Below are 17474 nucleotides of genomic sequence, written 5' to 3' on the forward strand. Positions count from 1 at the left end.
CCATGACCACCCGACGCCAGATCCTGGCCACGCTCGCGGCCGCCAGCCTGCCTCTGCCCGCTTTCGCCCAGACCCGCACCATCACCGACGCCATCGGGCGGGAGGTCGTGCTACCGCGCCAGCCGCAGCGCGTGGTGGTGATGTTCAACTACGAGGAATTCACCGCCATCGCCGGCCTGGATGGCTGGCAGCGTGTGGTCGGCATGAACCGCGTGGTGTGGGAAGGCTGGCGCCCGGCCATCTTCTCCCGCTACCGCGCGCTGATTCCGAACCTCGCCACCCTGCCGGACACCGGCAATACCGATGAGGGGACCTTCAGTGCGGAGAAGGTGATCTCGCTGCGCCCGGACCTGCTGATGATGCCGGCCTGGGCCTGGACCGCGGGATCGACGGTGCGCGACCAGATCGTGGCGGCCGGTATTCCCGTGCTGGTCTTCGACTACAATGCGCAGACGGTGGAGCGCCACGTCGCCTCCACGCTGGCCATCGGTGCCGCCATGGGCACCGAAGCCCGCGCGGCGGAGCTGGCGGAACGCTATCGCCGCAATATCGGCGATATCCTGGACCGCGTCGGCCGCGCCGCCGGCCCGACCCGCCCCAAAATCCATCTGGAGCTGGGGCAAGGCGGCAAGGATGTCATCGGCAACAGCTACTCCGCCGCCACCATGTGGGGCCGCATCTTCGCGATGCTCGGCGTACAGAACGTCGCGGAGGGGCGCTTCACCGGCAATTACGCGCCGATCGCGGCGGAGGCGGTGCTCGCCGCCAATCCGGATTTTCTCTACATCGGCGCTTCTTCCTGGGCGAACAGGCCCAACGCGGTGCGCACCGGCTATGGCGTGGCGCCGGAGGAAACGCGCCGCAGCCTGGCCACCTATGCCACGCGCCCCGGCTGGTCCGGCCTGACGGCGATCCGCAATGGGGAGCTGCATGCCATCGAGCACGGGCTGTGCCGCACGCTGTTCGACGATACGGCCATGCTCTACATCGCCCGCCGCGCCTGGCCCGGCGCCTTTGAGGGCATGGACCCCGTGGCGGTGCTGGCCGACTACCACGCCCGCTACCTGCCGGTGCCCTTCTCCGGCACCTGGATGCTCCCATGGCGGGGCTGAGCGCCACGGCGGAGGCGCGCGCGGCCTGGGGGCGGCTCGCCGCGCGGCGCACCAGCGTGCTTGTCGGCGCGCTGGTGGTGCTGGCGCTGTGTTTCCTGCTGGATCTGGCGACGGGGCCGGCGCTGCTGCCCGTCAGCGCCGTCGCCGCATCCCTGTTCGGGGCCGGGCAGGACCCGATGGTGGAGGCGATTGTCTGGTCGATCCGCCTGCCGGTGGCGCTGATGGCGCTGCTGGTGGGCGCGGCGCTCGGCCTGACCGGGGCGGTGATGCAGACCATCCTGAACAATCCGCTGGCGTCGAGCTACACGCTCGGCGTCTCCGCCGGCGCGGGGTTTGGCGCGGCGCTGGTCATCGTCTTCGGCGCGGCCCTGCCGCTGGCGGAGGCGCAGGCGGTGCCGCTCGCCGCCTTCCTGTTCGCGGCGCTGGCCTGTGCCGGTGTCTGGGCGCTCGGCGGCATCCGCGGTGCGACGCCCGAAACGCTGGTGCTGGCCGGCATCGCGATGATGTTCCTGTTCCAGGCGCTGCTGGCGATGCTGCAATTCATGGCGTCGCCGGAGGCCTTGCAGCAGATCGTCTTCTGGCTGTTCGGCAGCCTGCAGCGCGCCACCTGGCCGAAGCTCGCCATCGTCGCCGTGGTGTTGGTCATCGCGGTGCCGCTGCTGCTGCGCGATGCCTGGCGGCTAACGGCGCTGCGGCTGGGCGATGACCGTGCGGCGGCGCTTGGCGTCGGCGTGGCCGGGGTGCGGTTTCGTGGCTTCATCTTCGTCTCGGTCGCCACCGGCGTCGCCGTGGCCTTCGTCGGCACCATCGGCTTCGTCGGTCTGGTGGCGCCGCATGTGGCGCGGATGCTGCTGGGGGAGGATCAGCGCGTGCTGCTGCCAGGCGCAGCGCTCGCGGGCGCGGTGCTGCTCTCCGCCGCCTCCGTCGCCAGCAAGATCGTCTCGCCCGGCGCGCTGTTTCCGGTGGGCATCGTCACCGCGCTGATCGGCGTGCCCTTCTTCGCCTGGCTGATCGTGGCCGCGCGGAGGTCGCATTGGTGAACCCCCTTCGGAAAGGAGCTGCCATGGCCGTCCGGCTCGACCTGGAGGCGGTTTCGGTGCGCTACGGCACGCTGCGCGCGGTGGAGGGGGTGACGCTCTCCGCCCGGGGTGGGGAGGTTCTGGCACTGCTCGGGCCGAACGGCTCGGGCAAATCCTCCCTGCTGCGCGCCGCGGCGGGGCTGCTGCGGCATGAGGGACGCGTGGTGCGACATGGGCTGGCGCCAGACGGCATCGGCTTCCTGCCGCAGGACAATGGCGCGCGCACGGCGCTGACGGTGCTGGAGACGGTGCTGCTCGGCCGGCTGCGGGCCCTGGGGATGCGGGTGGCGGAGGGGGAGGTGACGCGCGCCATCGCGGCGCTGGACCGGCTGGGCATCGCCGGCCTGGCGCCGCGCCTGCTGGGCGAGCTGTCCGGCGGCCAGCGGCAGATGGTGTTCCTGGCGCAGCTGCTCTGCGCGGAGCCCGCGGCGCTGCTGCTGGATGAGCCGACCAGCGCGCTCGACCTGCGCAATCAGTTCGAGCTGCTGGGATTGCTGCGGCACCTGGCGCGGGATCACGGCTTGTTGGTGATCGTCGCGATCCACGACCTGAACGCCGCCGCGGCCTTCGCCGACCGGCTGGCCGTGATCTGCCGCGGCCGGCTGGTGGCGCATGGTGCGCCGGCGGAAGTGCTGACGCCGCGGCTGATGGCGGATGTCTATGGGCTGGAGGCGGAGATGCATGTGACCTCCGGCGGGCAGCGCGTCGTCGTACCGATCGCCGCCCTGCCGGGCTGAGCGGGCGCATGGCCGGCCCGGTGCCGATTGACCATGCCCCCCGGGACTCGGCATGGTGTCGGCGCATGGTACGCTCCCTCGCGCTGATCCCCGCTGTTCTGTTCGGCCTGCTCGCGGGCGGCGATGCCCTTGGCCAGGGCAAGCCCGCCCCCAGCAACATCGCACCCGGACCCCGCCAGGGCGGCTTCCCGCCGCTGCCGACCAGCAAGCCACCGGCGCTGGCCCCGGTGCCGGGACCCCAGGCGGGCCTTCCCGGCGGACCGCCGGCGGCGGTGCCCGGCAAGCCGGGCGGCCCGGCCCCCGGTGGCACCGGCCGCATGGTCTCCTCCGGCACCGGCTTCGTGGTGGCGCCGGGGCGGGCGCTGACCAATGCTCATGTGGTGGAAAGCTGCCGCGCGGTTCGGGTGCGCCTGGCCAATGGCACCGATGCCACCGCCCGGGTGTTGCGCGCCGACCGCCAGCGCGACCTGGCGCTGATCGAAATCCCCGCCGATTCCGGACCGGCACTGCCCTTCCGCCGGCAGATGACCATGCGTCGCGGCGAGGGCGTGGTGACCTACGGCTTCCCGCTGGCCGGCATGCTGTCCTCCGGCCCGACGCTGACCACGGGGGAGATTTCCGCCCTGGCGGGGCTGGCGGATGACCAGCGGCAGTTCCAGATCTCGGCGCCGGTGCAGCCCGGCAATTCGGGCGGGCCGCTGCTGGATCTCAGCGGGCAGGTGGTGGGCGTGATCGTCTCCAAGCTCAACGCCGCCCGCGTCGCCCAGCGCACCGGCGACATTCCGCAGAATGTGAACTTCGCGGTGAAGGGGAATGAGGCGCTGGATTTCCTGCGCGATGCGGGCGTGACCCCGACCCTCGCGGACGGCCCGCCTCGCAGCCCCGCCGAGGTGGGGGAGATCGCGCACCCTTCCACCCTGTTCATGCGCTGCATGGGGTAGGGGACGGCTCAGCGCCGCCGCGCCAACACCCCCGCCACCACGGCCGCCAGCAGCACCGAAGCCACCCACCAGGGCTGCCAGACCCCAAAGGAAAGCTGGCCCGTCACCACCGCGGAGACGGCCATGCCGAACCCCGCCGGGCTGGCCCCCGCCGCCAGCAGCGCCACCGCCCCCAGCCCCGCCGCGATCGCCGCCCCCACCAGCCCCAGCTCCAGCCAGACCTGAAGGCTGGCATTGTGGGTGTGCAGCGGCAGGCGGCGGGCGGAAGGCATGGCGAACCACTGCCGCGCCTCCGCCGAGTTCAGCCCGTAGCGCGCCAGGTCCTCCACCGGGAAATTGTCGCTGCCGCCGGGGATGGAGCGCGCCGCCTCCATCCCCCAGCCGATCAGCGGCCGTTCCGCGATGCGGTCCGCCACGAAATCCCAGATCAGCACGCGATGCGCCGCCGAGCGCGGCAGAGGCTCCAGCGACGGCGCCCGCGCCAGCCCCGCCGCGAAGATCAGCGGCGCCGTCACGATGAAACCCGCCAAGGCCAGCGCCGCCAGCCTCGGCACGAAACGCGGCAGCAGCGCCGCCCCGCCCGCCGCCAGCATGCCCCCAAAGGCGGCAATCTTGGCCGAATCGGCGGGCAGCCAGAGCGACAGGGCCAGCCCCGCCACCACCAACGCGCCCCGCCAGACCCAGCCCATCGGCACCGCCAGCACCAGCGGCAGCAGCAGCGCCATCAGCGACACCGCCGGCTTCAGCCCGAAACTGATCTGCGGCATGTCCGCGGGGAATCCACGCACCGCCAGGCGCAGCCAATTGCCGCTGGCATGGTCCAGCGCCGCCAGCACCACCCCCGCCGCCAGCCCGCCCGCCAGAGCGAGGCCCAGCCGGCGCGGCGCCGCCGCATCATCCTCGATCGCACGCGATGCCATCAGTGCCAGCAGCAGCAACGCCGCCAGTCCGCCCACCGTCTGCACCGCCCGCACCGGCTCCAGCGACCACAGCGCCGCCAGCAGGCACCAGCCGAGCAGGCCCACCGCCAGCCATCCGGCGCGGCCCGGCCTCGGCCAGGGCAGCGCGCGCCGCAGCCGCCACTGCGCCACCACCGCCAGCAGCAGCGCGACCGTCACCGCCAGGGCCATGGCCCGGAATTGCGCCACGGCCAAAGCCGGCGCCACCGCCAGCAGGACCGCCACGGGCGTGGTAGGGGAGCGCTGCCAGGGGAGGGGACTATTCAAGTTGCCAGGGGGCGGCGGCATCACTTGCGGCCACCATGCCGCTCCGGCTCCAGCCGCGCCTTCAGATAGGACAGCAGGGGAAAGGCCCCCGTGCAAAAGGCCAGCAGAACGCCCCAGGCGCCCTCCCGATACCCCTTGCGCGACACATAGGACTTGAAGGCGCGCGAGACGAAACGCCGCAAATTCGCCGCCAGCGACCCGATATTCCCGCTCTCCAGCAAATCCGCCGCCTTGGCCGAGGAATACTTGTCCAGCCGCCGCAGCATGTCCGACACATCCCGGTCGACCAGATGCACCAAGGCCCCCTGCTCGATCCGCGGCCCCTGCTGCCCCACCCAGTCCAACCCCGGATGCACCCGCTGCGCCCGCCAGCGCTTCGCCCCCCGCCGGAACAAACGCGGCACCGAGGTCGTCCCGAAACTGCCCGCCCAGCCGTACCGAATCAGCCGGTCACCCACATAATTGTCGACCATCACCTGATGCCAGGCAAAGCCGGACTCGCCGATCACCCGACGCACCGCCTGCGCCAAATCCGGGCTGACCCGCTCATCCGCATCCACCTCCAGCACCCAATCACCCGAGCAAGCCGCAATGCCCGCATTGCGCCGCTCCCCCTCCAACTCCCAAGCCCCCTCCAGCACCACAGCTCCCGCCGCCCGCGCCACATCCGCGGACCCATCCGTGCTGCGATCCAGAACCACCAGCACCTCATCCGCAAACGCCACCGACGCCAAACACGCCGGCAACCGCTGCTCCTCATTCCGCGCGACAATCAGCGCAGACAGGCGGGGTGGGGACATCGGACGGGCCTCAAAGGGCTGAAGGTGGCACGGGTTGTTTGCAAGGAGGGCTCTGCCCTCCCTGCACCCTCCCGCGAAGGGGCAATGGCCCCTTCGAACCCTCGACTTAGGGGTAGGCGAGAGGAGGGGCACGGCGGGCGCGTTGGGACAAGCGGATGCTCAATGCCCCTCCTCTCGCCTACCCCTTAAATGGGTTTCCAAAGGGACCACTGTCCCTTTGGCGGGGGTGCAGGGGGCAGCGCCCCCTGCAAACAACCAGCGCCGACTTCAGCCCTCTCAGGCCGTCCGGTCCCCACCCCCGCTCGTCAGCGCCGCTTGGGCGGCGGCGAGGCGGGCGACGGGGACGCGGTAGGGGGAGCAGGAGACGTAGTCGAGGCCGACGGAGCCGCAGAAGTGGATGGAGGCTGGGTCGCCGCCATGTTCGCCGCAGATGCCGAGTTTCAGGTCGGGTTTGGTCTTGCGGCCTTTTTCGGAGGCGATTTGCACCAGGGCGCCGACGCCGTCGATGTCGATGGAGACGAAGGGGTCTTTCGGCAGGATGCCTTTTTCCACGTAAAAGGGCAGGAACTTGCCGGCGTCGTCGCGGGACAGGCCGAAGACGGTCTGGGTCAGGTCGTTGGTGCCGAAGCTGAAGAAGTCGGCCGATTCCGCGATGCTGTCCGCCGTCAGGGCGGCGCGCGGCAGTTCGATCATCGTGCCGACCTGGTAGACGATGTGGTACTTCGTCTCCGCGAAGACTTCCTGGGCGACGCGGTCGACCAGGGCGCGCAGGATTTCCAGTTCGCGGCGCAGGGCCACCAGTGGGATCATGATTTCCGGCACGGGGGCCTTGCCGGTTTCCTGCCCGGTGGCGACGGCCGCTTCGAAGATGGCGCGGACCTGCATTTCGTAGATTTCGGGATAGGTCAGGCCGAGGCGGCAGCCGCGGTGGCCGAGCATCGGGTTGGCTTCCGACAGGTCGGCGGCGCGGCGCTGCATGGCGGCGACGTCGGCGCCCAGGCTTTGCGCCACCTCGGCGATTTCGCTGTCCTTGTGGGGCAGGAATTCGTGCAGCGGCGGGTCGAGCAGGCGGATGGTGACGGGCAGGCCGGCCATGATCCGGAACAGCTTGAGGAAATCCTCCCGCTGGAAGGGTAGCAGGCGGGAGAGGGCGTCGCGGCGGCCGTCCTCGGTATCGGCCATGATCATCTGGCGGACGGCGCCGATGCGCTCCGGGTCGAAGAACATGTGTTCGGTGCGGCAGAGGCCGATGCCCTCGGCGCCGAATTTGCGGGCCGTTTCGGCGTCCAGCGGGGTTTCGGCATTGGCGCGCACCTTCATCTTGCGCACGCCATCGGCCCATTCCATCAGGGTCGCGAAGTCGCCGGAGAGCTGTGGTTCGATCATCGCCACGGTGCCGGCAAAGACTTCGCCGGTGGCGCCGTCGAGCGTGATGGTGTCGCCGGCCGTCAGGCGCTTGCCGCCGGCGGTCAGGGTCTGGCCGGCATAGTCGACGCTGACCGAGCCGGCGCCGGCGACGCAGGGCCGGCCCATGCCGCGGGCGACGACCGCCGCGTGGCTGGTCATGCCGCCGCGGGTGGTGAGGATCCCCTTGGCGGCGTGCATGCCGTGGATGTCCTCGGGGGACGTCTCGATACGGACCAGGATGACGGCCTCGCCCTTGGCAGCGCGGGCTTCGGCCTCATCCGCCGAGAAGACGATGACGCCGCAGGCCGCGCCCGGGCTGGCCGGCAGACCCTTGGCAATCGCCTTGCGCGGGGCCTTGGGGTCGAGGGTGGGGTGCAGGAGCTGGTCGAGGGCCTTGGGGTCGACGCGCTTGATGGCCTCGGTGCGGTCGATCAGGCCTTCGCGGGCCATGTCCACGGCGATCTTCAGGCTGGCGGCGGCGGTGCGTTTGCCGTTGCGGGTCTGCAGCATATACAGCTTGTTCTGCTGCACCGTGAATTCGATGTCCTGCATGTCCGCATAATGCTTTTCCAGCTTTTCCCGAACCGCGACCAGTTCGGCATAGGCCTGGGGCATGGCGACTTCCATGCTGCGCTCACCGGGCTTGGCGCGGGATTCGGCCATGGGCTGCGGCGTGCGGATGCCGGCCACCACGTCCTCGCCCTGAGCGTTGATCAGGTACTCGCCGTAGAAGAAATTCTCGCCGGTGGAGGGGTCGCGGGTGAAGCAGACGCCCGTGGCGCAGTCCTCGCCCATATTGCCGAAGACCATCGCCTGGACGTTCACGGCGGTGCCCCATTGGGCGGGGATGTCGTGCAGGCGGCGATAGGTGTTGGCGCGCGGATTCATCCAGCTTCCGAAGACGGCGCCGATGGCGGCCCAGAGCTGGGCATGCGGGTCCTGCGGGAAGGGGCTGCCCGTGACTTCCTCGACCATGTCCTTGTAGCCATCGACCACGCGGTGCCAGTCCTGCGCGGTGAGGTCGGTGTCTTCCTGGACGTCGCGGTCGAGCTTCACATGCTCGATGATTTCCTCGAAGCGGTGGTGGTCTACGTTGAGGACGACGGAGCCGAACATCTGGATGAAGCGGCGGTAGCTGTCCCAGGCGAAGCGGGCGTCGCCGGAGGCGGCGGCCAGGCCGTCCACCGTGGCATCGTTCAGGCCGAGGTTCAGCACCGTGTCCATCATGCCGGGCATGGAGACGCGGGCGCCGGAGCGGACGGAGACCAGCAGCGGCTTGTGGTGGTCGCCGAACTTGGCGCCGACCGCCTGTTCCACCCGGCCCAGGGCTTCGGAGACCGCATGGCGCAGCTCCGGCGGGTAGGACTGGCCGTGGTCGTAGTAGTAGGTGCAGACCTCGGTGGTGATGGTGAAGCCGGGGGGAACGGGCAGGCCGATGCTGGCCATTTCCGCGAGGTTGGCGCCCTTGCCACCCAGGAGATTGCGCATATCCGCACGGCCTTCATTGTGGCCGGCGCCGAAGCTGTAGACCCATTGAGTCATGAAACGGCGTTCTCCTGCTTGGACTGTTACGGAGCCCCCAAGGGAAGCCCTGGGTGGAGTGGGGGAGGCGCCGCTTCTCAGCCTTCGATCCGGGAAAAGTCTGCAACAGTATCCATGGCCCCACGGAGGCGAGCGAGCAAGCGCAGCCTGTTGCCGCGGGTTGCCTTATCCGGGTCGTTGACGATGACCTTTTCAAAAAAGGCATCGAGCGGCGCCCGCAGCGCCGCCAAGGCGGACATGGCGGCGGCGAAATTTTCGGCAAGCAGGGCCTGCGCGACGATGGGCTCCGCGGCGTCGAGGGCCGCGGCCAGCGCCTGTTCCTCCGGCGCTGTCAGCAGGGCGGGATCGATCGGGCCAGCATGGGGGCCGTCCTTCTTGTCCTCGATCCGCAGGATGTTGGCGGCGCGCTTGGCGGCGGCGAGCAGGTTCGGGCCATCCGGACCTTCCACCAGGGTTTTGAGGGCCTCCGCGCGGGCGAGCAGACGCAGCAGGTCATCCTCCCCACCCTGGCCGAAGGCGGCGGCGACCAAGTCGTGGCGCGCGCCCTCGGTGCGGAGCTGGACGCGGAGGCGTTCGGCGAGGAAGTCGAGAAGCCCGGCGGCGAAGGCGGCGACCATCGGCGGATGGGCGCTGCGGGGCTCGGGCTGCCAGCCGGTCTTCAGCTTCTCCTGCGCCACGGCCATGCCGAAGTCGGGGCTGGCGGTTTCGCCGAGGGCCTGTGGGAAGCCGAAGAAGGCTTCCGCCAAGGCATCTTCCAGCCGCAGGCGCAGGCGGTTCTCGCGAATGATCCGGATGGTGCCGAGCGCGGCGCGGCGCAGCGCGAAGGGGTCGCCGGAGCCCGTCGGGCGCTCGTCGACCGCGAAGAAGCCGGCCAGCGTGTCCAGCTTGTCCGCCAGCGCGACCGCGATGGCGATGGGCTCGCTCGGCACGGCATCGCCAGGCCCCATCGGGCGGTATTGCGTGCCAATCGCCTCCGCGACCCGTGAATCCTCGCCCTGATGCAGGGCGTAGTAGCGGCCGATGGTGCCCTGCAATTCCGGGAACTCGCCCACCAGGCCGGAGGCCAGATCCGCCTTGGCCAGCTTCGCGGCGCGGGCGGCAAGCGCCGCATCGGCGTCGACATGCGGCGCCAGCCAGCGGGCCAGCCGCTCGATCCGGGCCACCCGCTGGCCCTGCGTGCCGAGCTTGGCGTGGAACACTACCGACTCCAGCTTCGGCAGAAACTCCTCAAGCTTCTGCTTGCGGTCCTGGTCCCAGAAGAAGCGCGCATCCGAAAGCCGCGCCCGCAGCACGCGCTCATTGCCCGCGATCAGGGCCGTGCCGCCGTCATTCGGGACGATATTGGCCACCAGCCCGAAGAAGGGCGCCGCACCACCCTCCGGCTTCACCAGGGAGAAATAGCGCTGGTTGACGCGCATGGTGGTGCGCATCAGCGCCGCCGGCAGGTCCATGAAGGCGTCGTCGATGCGGCCCAGCAGCGGCACCGGCCATTCGACCAGGCCGGCCACCTCCTCCAGCAACCCCCGGTCCGGCACCACGGCGACGCCCTGTTCGGCGGCGAGTTTCGCGAGGCCTGTCTCGATCAGGGCCATGCGCGCCGCCGCATCCGGTTCCACGAAGCGGGCGCGCAGGCCGGATTCGTAGTCGGCGAGGCCGGTCACGGCAAAAACCCGGTCCCCGGCCGCCATGATGCGGTGGCCCTCGGTCAGGTTGCCGCTTTCCATGCCCGGCAGCGCCTCGATGGCGAAGGGCACCACCTGGCCGTCCAGCAGGCACAGGATGCGGTGCAGCGGGCGGACCCAGGTGAAGGGGCCGTTCCAGCGCATGGATTTCGGCCACCCGAAATTCTGGATCAGCCCGGGCAGCACCTGCGACAGCAGCGCGGCGGCGGCGATGGTCTCGCCCGGCTTTTGCAGCACCCAGAAGCCGTTTTGGTCGACAAGCTGGTCCTTCGTGGCGCCATGCTTGCGCAGGAAACCGTCCAGCGCGGCGGGCGGGGCGGCGGTGCGGGGGCCGCGTTCCTCCTTGCCCTCGGTCGTCACCTGGGCGCGCAGCGTGGCGGAAAGGCCGATGCGGCGCGGGCCGTAGAAGGGGTTTGGGGCACCTTCCAGCAGTGGCGCGGCGGCACTGGCGAAGGCCTTCACCAGATCCTCCGCGCCCCGGGCCTGCATCCGCGCCGGAATTTCCTCGCAAAACAGTTCGAGCAGGAATTCGGGCATCAGAGCGCGGCCTTCACATCGGTCTGGGAAAAATCATCGCCCTTGAACAGCAAGGGCTGCCGGCGCTCCTGCGCCAGGGCATAGGCGAAGCAGTCACCGAAATTCAGCGCGGCCTTGTGGCGGCCCTTGCCGAAGCGGCGCCAGGCCTCCAGCGCCAGGCGCGCCTGGACCTCGGTGAAGGGCACCACCTCCGCCCCCGCATCGGCCAGAAGCCGGTCCATGCGCGGCCGGATCGCGGGGCCGGCCTGGCCCTCCGCCACCATGCCGAGTTCCAGCAGCGTCGCGGCGGAAAGCGCCACTTCCGGCGCTTCGGCCAGCAGCGCCGTGAATCGCTCGGCCTCCGGCTCCTGCCGCAGGATGGCCATGAAGGCGGAGGTATCGACGATCACTTCGGAAGGCCGTTCTCGTCATAAAGATCGCTGTGGTCGCTGCTGCCGCCGGGCGGAAACAGCTTCGCGGATTCCCGGCCAATCGCCATCAGCGCCTCATACTTCCGGCGCGCCTTGTCATCACGCACCGCACGTTCGCTCGCCAGGCGGCTCTGCACCGCCTCTCGCAACGCCGCGGTGGTGCTGGTGCCCAAAAGTTCGGCCAGCGCCTTCGCGTCCGCGATCAGCGCATCGTCCTTGATGTTCAACTGGCCCATGGCGCCCTCACGGTAGAACAAAGCGCCAATATGGTAGAAGAACCCGGCAAAGTCACGCGGTCTCGCCCGCGACCCAGGCCTCGCAGCAGCCTTTGGCCAGCGCCCGGACGCGCGCGATATAGGCGGCGCGCTCCGTCACGCTGATGGCGCCGCGGGCGTCCAGCAGGTTGAAGCGGTGGCTGGCCTTGATGCACTGGTCATAGGCCGGAAGGGCCAGCGGCGGGTCATAGGCCAGCAGCGACTGGCATTCCTTCTCGGCGTCCGCGAAGTGCTGGAACAGCATCGCGGTGTCGGCGCCCGTGAAATTATGATGGCTGTATTCGACCTCGGCGCGGCGAAACACCTCGCCGTACTTCACGCCACGGCCGTTGAAGTCGAGTTCGTACACATCGTCCACGTCCTGGATGAACATGGCCAGGCGTTCCAGCCCGTAGGTCATCTCAAAGGAGGGCACCTCGCAGGTGATGCCGCCGACCTGCTGGAAATAGGTGAACTGGCCGACTTCCATCCCGTCGCACCAGATCTCCCAGCCCAGGCCCCAGGCGCCCAGCGTCGGGCTTTCCCAGTCATCCTCGACGAAGCGGAAATCATGCTTCATCGGGTCCAGGCCGAGGTCGCGATAGCTGGCGATCAGCAGGTCCTGCGCGTCGCGCGGGCTCGGCTTCATGATGACCTGGTACTGGTAGTAGTGCTGCAGCCGGTTGGGGTTCTCGCCGTAGCGGCCATCCGACGGCCGGCGGGACGGCTGTACATAGGCTGCCGCCCAGGGCTTCGCGCCCAGCGCCCGCAGCGTGGTGGCCGGGTGGAAGGTGCCGGCGCCGACTTCCATGTCATAGGGCTGCAGGATCAGGCAGCCCTGCGCGCTCCAGAAATTATGGAGGCGCAGGATGATGTCCTGGAAGGAGGGGGGTTTTGCGGACATGCCGGGTGTGGGTCTTGCCGGGGAGGTTTCGACCGCTTCAATACCCCCCCGTCGACCCAACCGGCAAGCAAGGGGCCCCGTTCATGACCGAGACCGAGCGCCTGATCCGCGCCTACTACGCCGCCTTCGATGCCGGCGACCGCGCCGCCATGCTGGCGATGCTGACCGATGACGTGGTGCACGACCCGAACCAGGGCAGCCGCCGCACCGGCAAGCCGGCCTTCACCGCCTTCCTGGCACAGATGGACGCCGCCTATGCCGAACGCATCACGGATCTGGTGGTGATGGTGGACGAAACCGGCACCCGCGCCGCGGCGGAATTCACCGTGCTCGGCCAGTATCTGCGGACCGAGGAAGGCCTGCCGGAGGCACGCGGCCAGCGCTACACCCTGCCCGCCGGCGCCTTCCTGACCATCCGGGACGGCAAGATCGCCCGCGTGGCGACGCAGTACAATCTGCCGGAGTGGATCCGTCAGGTTTCCGTCTGAGCCACGAAATCCAGGATGATGCCGGCCAATTCCTCCGGCACCTCCACCGGCAGCATATGGCCGCTGCCCTCGATGACGCGCAACGTGGCGCCCGGGATACCGTCCCGCAGCTCTTCCGCCTCCGCCAGGCTGCGCAGCGCGTCCTGGGCGGCGGCGATCACCAGGGTGGGGCAGGCGATCTCGCCCAGGCGGTCATCGAAGACGGGGCGGGGCAGCAGGGTCTGGCGCAGGAAGACCTCGCCCCCCAGACGGTCGCCCATGCCGCGCAGCCGGTCCACCAGGGCCGTGTCGCCGGCGCGGCTGGGGTGCAGGCCGCGGGCGATGGCGGTGCGGCTCATCCCCCGGAAGGCGGCCTCCGCCGGGCGTCCGGCCACGGCCTGACGGCGCGCGCGCTGGGAGGCACTGTCTCCGCGGGCGGAGGTGGCGACCAGCACCAGGGCCTGCACACGTTCCGGCGCCATCCGCGCGACTTCCCGCGCCACGAAGCCACCCATGGAGAACCCCACCAGCACGAAGCGCGCCGGCGCGTCCGCCAGTACCCGCCGCGCCATGCCCTCCAGCGTATCGTCCCGAAACAGGTCGCCGTGATGGATCGGGCCGAGCGGCGCCAGCAGCGGCGCGATATCGTCCCAGAGGCCGGCATCCAGCATGAAGCCGGGCAGAAGGACCAGGCTCATGCGCTTGGCAGCCCGGCGAACCGGAGGCAGGCTGGGATACCAGAGGAGAAGATCATGCCCGAAATCATCATCTACGCAATTGCCGGCCGCACCACGGAACAGAAGCGCGGTCTGGTCAAGGACATGACCGAGGCCATGGTGAAGAACTTTGGCGTATCGGCCGATGCGGTCAGCATCCAGTTCGTGGAGGCGGAGAAGGATTCGAAGGCGAAGGGCGGCGTGCTGTTCAGCGAGCGGTAGCCGCCGCGCAGGCTACCTCCCGCTGGCGCCTGGAAGCCCAGACCCGCCAGGCGCTGGCCGCCGCCTTCCCAGGCCATCAGCCCGGCCATGGCGATGACGGGTGCGGCGGCGTCGGCCATATGCGCCACGTAGAAGTGTTTCATCACCAGCCAGTTGCGGCCATCCGCCAGGTTCTGGACCGGCACCTGCGCGATCTGGCGCCGTTCGGTCATGGCCTGTCCCAGGGTGATGAAGCCCAGCGATCCGGCCTCGCGCTCGATCGCCTCCGCGTTGTTCTGCGCCGTCCGCGCCGTGCGTGGGCCGGGGCGCGCGAGCATGGCCCGCACCGCCGCCGCCATCTCGGGCGATACGGAGGCGAGCTCGGCGTTGTCGATCTCCTGCGCCGTGCGGCGAATGAGGGTCACCGGCCGGCCATCCGGCCAGGCGGCCTGGCTGCCATCCATCAGGCCGCACAGCGTCGCCATGTCGACCGGCATCGGCGCGGCGGGGCCGGCCCGTGTGGCGGCAATCAGCGGGCTGTCGCCCAGAGGCAGGGCCAGCATCCCGGCCGCGCGTTCCTCGGCATTGGGTGGCCGCGCGAACAGCGCCAGATGGATGGTACCGTCCCGCAGCGCCTGCAAACCACCGCGCGTGCCGAGGCTGTCCAGCACGTCCACAGCCTGGCCTGCCGCGCGGGCGGGACCTTCCGCCAGCAGCCGGGCGGCAGCCAGGACGGGGCCGCTGCCCCCGATGACGATGGGTTCCGCGGCTTTGGCCACGGAGATCAGGGCCGGCGAGGGCAGGGCCAGGGTGGCGCCCGCCAGAAACAACCGCCGCGTGATGAGCTGGGCCATTTTGGGCTCCATTCGCAGGATGGCCCAGAATGACATGCGGGTGTTTCGATATCGTAAACAAAGCACCCTGATGTCGGGCGCGGTATCGCGTCAGGCCGCGACCTTCGGCAGGATGCGCCACTTGGCTTCCGCCCAGTCGAAATACAGCGTCCGAGCCTTCTGGCAGAGCGGCCCCGGCTGCATGGCGCGGCCCTGCCAGTTGGAGCAGGGCAGGACCTTGCCGTAATTGCCGGTGGAGAGGATCTCGTCCGCCGTTTCCAGCTCCTCCGGCTTCACGGCGCGTTCCTCCACCGTCACGCCCGCTTCGCGCAGCAGGGCGATGACGCGGCCGCGGGTGATGCCGGCCAGGAAGGTGCCGTTGACGGCCGGGGTGATCACCTTGCCATCCTTGGCGAACATCAGATTGGCATGGGCGAATTCCGCCACATGGCCGATCGGGTCCAGCACCACGGCCGCCTCGAACCCCTTGTCATGGGCGAAGGCCGCGGCGCGGGACCCGTTGGGGTAGAGGCAGGCGGCCTTGGCGTCGGTCGGCGCCTGATCCGGTGCCGGGCGGCGCTGCGGCGCCAGGCAGGCGGAGAAGCCTTTGTATTCCGGCAGCGGGCTGTCGTAGATCGCCAGGATGAAATCCGTGCTGTCCGGGTCCGGCCGGGCGGCGCCCAGACCCTTGCGGACGAAGAACATGGGTCGGATGTAAAGCTCCGCCTGCGGACCCATGCGGCGGATACCCTCCCGGCACAGCTCCTCGATTTCGGCGGGGGTCTTCGTGGGCTTCATCAGCATGTTGCGGGCCGACTGCACCGCCCGCGCGCAATGCAGGTCGAGGTCCGGGGCGACGCCGCCGAACGATCGGCCGCCATCAAAGATCACGCTGCCGAGCCAGAAGGCGTGGTCCATGGGGCCGATCACCTTCGGCTCCTCGGTCGACCAGACTCCGGCATACCAATAGACGCCCGCCATGGCGGCAGCCCCTTTTTCCGCATTCCCGACCCCAGCAATGACACGTCCAGGGGGACGGTTGAAGGGGGCGCCGCGCGCGCCTAGGCTGCCGCCAGGGACACCGGCTTCGGGGGGAACATATGACGATCCATTTCGTCGTCCATGATGAGGGCGACAGCGTGGGCGTGGTGGTGGTGGAAGGTCTGAAGGCCGGCACCCGGCTCAATGGCTGGATCATGGACCAGGACAAGATGATGGAGTTCGATGCGAAGTCGGACATCCCGATCGGCCACAAGCTGGCGATCCGGTCCATCGCCAAGGGCGATACCATCATGAAATACGGCACGGATATCGGCCGCGCGGTGGCCGATATCGGCGCCGGCGAGCATCTGCACGTCCACAACGTCAAGACCAAGCGCTGGTAAGGGAACGCATCCGATGGGCCTGAACCTGAGAGAGGCCAGCTTCGAAGGCTGGCGGCGCGAGAATGGCCGGATGGGCGTGCGCAACCACGTCATCATCCTGCCGGTGGACGATCTTTCCAACGCCGCGGCGGAAGCCGTCGCCAACAACATCAAGGGCGCGCTGGCGATCCCGCACGCCTATGGCCGCCTGCAATTCGGCGCCGACCTGGAACTGCATTTCCGGACGCTGATCGGCACGGGCACCAACCCGAATGTCGCGGGCGTCATCGTCATCGGCATCGAGCCGGGCTGGACCGGCAAGATCGTCGAGGGCATCGCCAAGTCCGGCAAGCCGGTGGAGGGTTTCGCCATCGAGCAGAATGGCGACATCAACACCATCGCCAGCGCATCGCGCGCAGCCTACCGGCTGGTGAAGCATGCGTCGAAATTGAAGAAGACCAAGGCGCCGCTGGTGGAGCTGTGGGTCTCGACGAAATGCGGCGAAAGCGACACCACCTCCGGCCTCGCCTCCTGCCCCACCGTTGGCAACTCCTATGACAAGCTCTGGGCCAACGGCAACACGCTGGTCTTCGGCGAGACGACGGAGCTGACCGGCGGCGAACACCTGGTGGCCGCGCGCTGCAAGACGCCCGAGATCCGCCAGCAGTTCCAGGCGATGTTCGACCGCTACCAGCGCGTGGTGGAGGTGAACAAGACCAGCGACCTGTCCGACAGCCAGCCGACCAAGGGCAATATCGAGGGTGGCCTGACCACCATCGAGGAAAAGGCGCTCGGCAACATCACCAAGATCGGCAAGAAGTGCACGGTCGATGGCGTGCTGGACAAGGCCGAGGTGCCGACGCATGCGGGGCTGTGGTTCATGGACAGCTCCTCCGCCGCCGCCGAGATGGTGACGCTCTGCGCAGCCTCCGGCTTCGCGGTGCATACCTTCCCCACGGGTCAGGGCAATGTCATCGGCAATCCGATCCTGCCGGTGATCAAGCTGACGGCCAATCCGCGCACGCAGCGCACCATGTCCGAACACATCGACGTGGATGTGACCGGGCTTCTGCAAAAGCAGATGAACATGGACGAGGCCGGGGAGGCGCTGCTGGACTGCATTCTGCGCACCGCGGATGGCGAACTGACGGCAGCGGAGCTTCTGGGCCACCGCGAATTCAGCCTGACGCGGCTTTACGAAAGCGCCTGACGAAGGCACATCGCCGGGCGGGCACTCCGCCCGGCGATCCTTCAAAGTGACG

The 17474-nt window shown here is 69.4% G+C and carries 17 protein-coding genes and 1 pseudogene; 8 read left to right on the forward strand and 10 right to left on the reverse strand.

Annotated features, from left to right (window positions below):
• Positions 1 to 2: 2 nt before the first annotated feature.
• The 4 genes from ACVFYP_RS12540 to ACVFYP_RS12555 all read left to right on the forward strand — a co-directional run bounded on the left by ACVFYP_RS12540 (position 3) and on the right by ACVFYP_RS12555 (position 3869).
• Complete coding sequence (locus tag ACVFYP_RS12540; protein ID WP_499200526.1) at positions 3 to 1112, forward strand: ABC transporter substrate-binding protein; 1110 nt, start codon at positions 3 to 5, stop codon at positions 1110 to 1112.
• Complete coding sequence (locus tag ACVFYP_RS12545; protein ID WP_499200527.1) at positions 1100 to 2152, forward strand: FecCD family ABC transporter permease; 1053 nt, start codon at positions 1100 to 1102, stop codon at positions 2150 to 2152. Before ACVFYP_RS12540 ends, ACVFYP_RS12545 begins: the two co-directional genes overlap by 13 nt.
• A gap of 23 nt (positions 2153 to 2175) precedes the next feature.
• Positions 2176 to 2928, forward strand: a complete 753-nt coding sequence (locus ACVFYP_RS12550) for an ABC transporter ATP-binding protein (protein WP_499200528.1) — start codon at positions 2176 to 2178, stop codon at positions 2926 to 2928.
• Positions 2929 to 2993: 65 nt separating this feature from the next.
• Positions 2994 to 3869 (forward strand): S1C family serine protease, encoded by an 876-nt coding sequence (locus ACVFYP_RS12555; protein WP_499200529.1) that lies wholly within the window; start codon positions 2994 to 2996, stop codon positions 3867 to 3869.
• Positions 3870 to 3877: 8 nt separating this feature from the next.
• Here ACVFYP_RS12555 and ACVFYP_RS12560 read toward each other — a convergent pair whose 3' ends face one another.
• The 7 genes from ACVFYP_RS12560 to ACVFYP_RS12590 form a co-directional block, all read right to left on the reverse strand.
• Positions 3878 to 5095, reverse strand: coding sequence for an O-antigen ligase family protein (locus tag ACVFYP_RS12560; protein WP_499200530.1), 1218 nt, complete (start codon positions 5093 to 5095; stop codon positions 3878 to 3880).
• Between the two features lie 20 nt (positions 5096 to 5115).
• On the reverse strand, positions 5116 to 5895 hold the full coding sequence (locus tag ACVFYP_RS12565; RefSeq protein WP_499200531.1) for a glycosyltransferase family 2 protein: 780 nt from the start codon (positions 5893 to 5895) through the stop codon (positions 5116 to 5118).
• Between the two features lie 276 nt (positions 5896 to 6171).
• Complete coding sequence (gene ppdK, locus ACVFYP_RS12570) at positions 6172 to 8844, reverse strand: pyruvate, phosphate dikinase (protein WP_499200532.1); 2673 nt, start codon at positions 8842 to 8844, stop codon at positions 6172 to 6174.
• Between the two features lie 77 nt (positions 8845 to 8921).
• Positions 8922 to 11063, reverse strand: a complete 2142-nt coding sequence (gene glyS / locus ACVFYP_RS12575; RefSeq protein WP_499200533.1) for a glycine--tRNA ligase subunit beta — start codon at positions 11061 to 11063, stop codon at positions 8922 to 8924.
• Positions 11063 to 11452 (reverse strand): type II toxin-antitoxin system VapC family toxin, encoded by a 390-nt coding sequence (locus ACVFYP_RS12580; RefSeq protein ID WP_499200534.1) that lies wholly within the window; start codon positions 11450 to 11452, stop codon positions 11063 to 11065. Before ACVFYP_RS12580 ends, glyS begins: the two co-directional genes overlap by 1 nt.
• On the reverse strand, positions 11449 to 11709 hold the full coding sequence (locus tag ACVFYP_RS12585; protein ID WP_499200535.1) for a type II toxin-antitoxin system VapB family antitoxin: 261 nt from the start codon (positions 11707 to 11709) through the stop codon (positions 11449 to 11451). Before ACVFYP_RS12585 ends, ACVFYP_RS12580 begins: the two co-directional genes overlap by 4 nt.
• Positions 11710 to 11761: 52 nt before the next feature.
• Complete coding sequence (locus ACVFYP_RS12590) at positions 11762 to 12631, reverse strand: glycine--tRNA ligase subunit alpha (protein WP_499200536.1); 870 nt, start codon at positions 12629 to 12631, stop codon at positions 11762 to 11764.
• A gap of 83 nt (positions 12632 to 12714) precedes the next feature.
• Between ACVFYP_RS12590 and ACVFYP_RS12595 the strand changes: the two genes are divergently transcribed.
• A complete protein-coding gene (locus tag ACVFYP_RS12595; protein ID WP_499200537.1) occupies positions 12715 to 13119 on the forward strand; it encodes a ketosteroid isomerase-related protein in 405 nt (134 codons plus the stop codon).
• Here the strand turns inward: ACVFYP_RS12595 and ACVFYP_RS12600 are convergent.
• Entirely contained in the window at positions 13104 to 13796 is a 693-nt protein-coding gene (locus tag ACVFYP_RS12600) for an alpha/beta fold hydrolase (RefSeq protein ID WP_499200538.1), read from the reverse strand. The two genes, ACVFYP_RS12595 and ACVFYP_RS12600, sit on opposite strands and share 16 nt — an antisense overlap.
• Between ACVFYP_RS12600 and ACVFYP_RS12605 the strand changes: the two are divergent.
• Positions 13707 to 13970 (forward strand): annotated as a pseudogene (locus ACVFYP_RS12605) (tautomerase family protein); the annotation flags it as partial. The gene ACVFYP_RS12600 and the pseudogene ACVFYP_RS12605 sit on opposite strands and share 90 nt — an antisense overlap.
• On the opposite strand, the gene ACVFYP_RS12610 reads toward ACVFYP_RS12605, so the two are convergent.
• Entirely contained in the window at positions 13868 to 14905 is a 1038-nt protein-coding gene (locus tag ACVFYP_RS12610) for a substrate-binding domain-containing protein (RefSeq protein ID WP_499200539.1), read from the reverse strand. The pseudogene ACVFYP_RS12605 and the gene ACVFYP_RS12610 overlap by 103 nt on opposite strands.
• Before the next feature lie 54 nt (positions 14906 to 14959).
• Positions 14960 to 15829 (reverse strand): branched-chain amino acid aminotransferase, encoded by an 870-nt coding sequence (locus ACVFYP_RS12615; RefSeq protein ID WP_499200540.1) that lies wholly within the window; start codon positions 15827 to 15829, stop codon positions 14960 to 14962.
• 119 nt (positions 15830 to 15948) lie between these two features.
• Between ACVFYP_RS12615 and ACVFYP_RS12620 the strand changes: the two genes are divergently transcribed.
• Together ACVFYP_RS12620 and ACVFYP_RS12625 are read left to right on the forward strand one after the other, a co-directional pair.
• The gene (locus tag ACVFYP_RS12620; protein ID WP_499200541.1) at positions 15949 to 16233 is read left to right on the forward strand and encodes a UxaA family hydrolase; all 285 of its coding nucleotides are present in this window, start codon (positions 15949 to 15951) and stop codon (positions 16231 to 16233) included.
• Positions 16234 to 16246: 13 nt separating this feature from the next.
• Positions 16247 to 17422, forward strand: a complete 1176-nt coding sequence (locus ACVFYP_RS12625; protein WP_499200542.1) for a UxaA family hydrolase — start codon at positions 16247 to 16249, stop codon at positions 17420 to 17422.
• Positions 17423 to 17474 lie beyond the last annotated feature (52 nt).

The organism is Roseomonas sp. F4, from assembly GCF_053891155.1.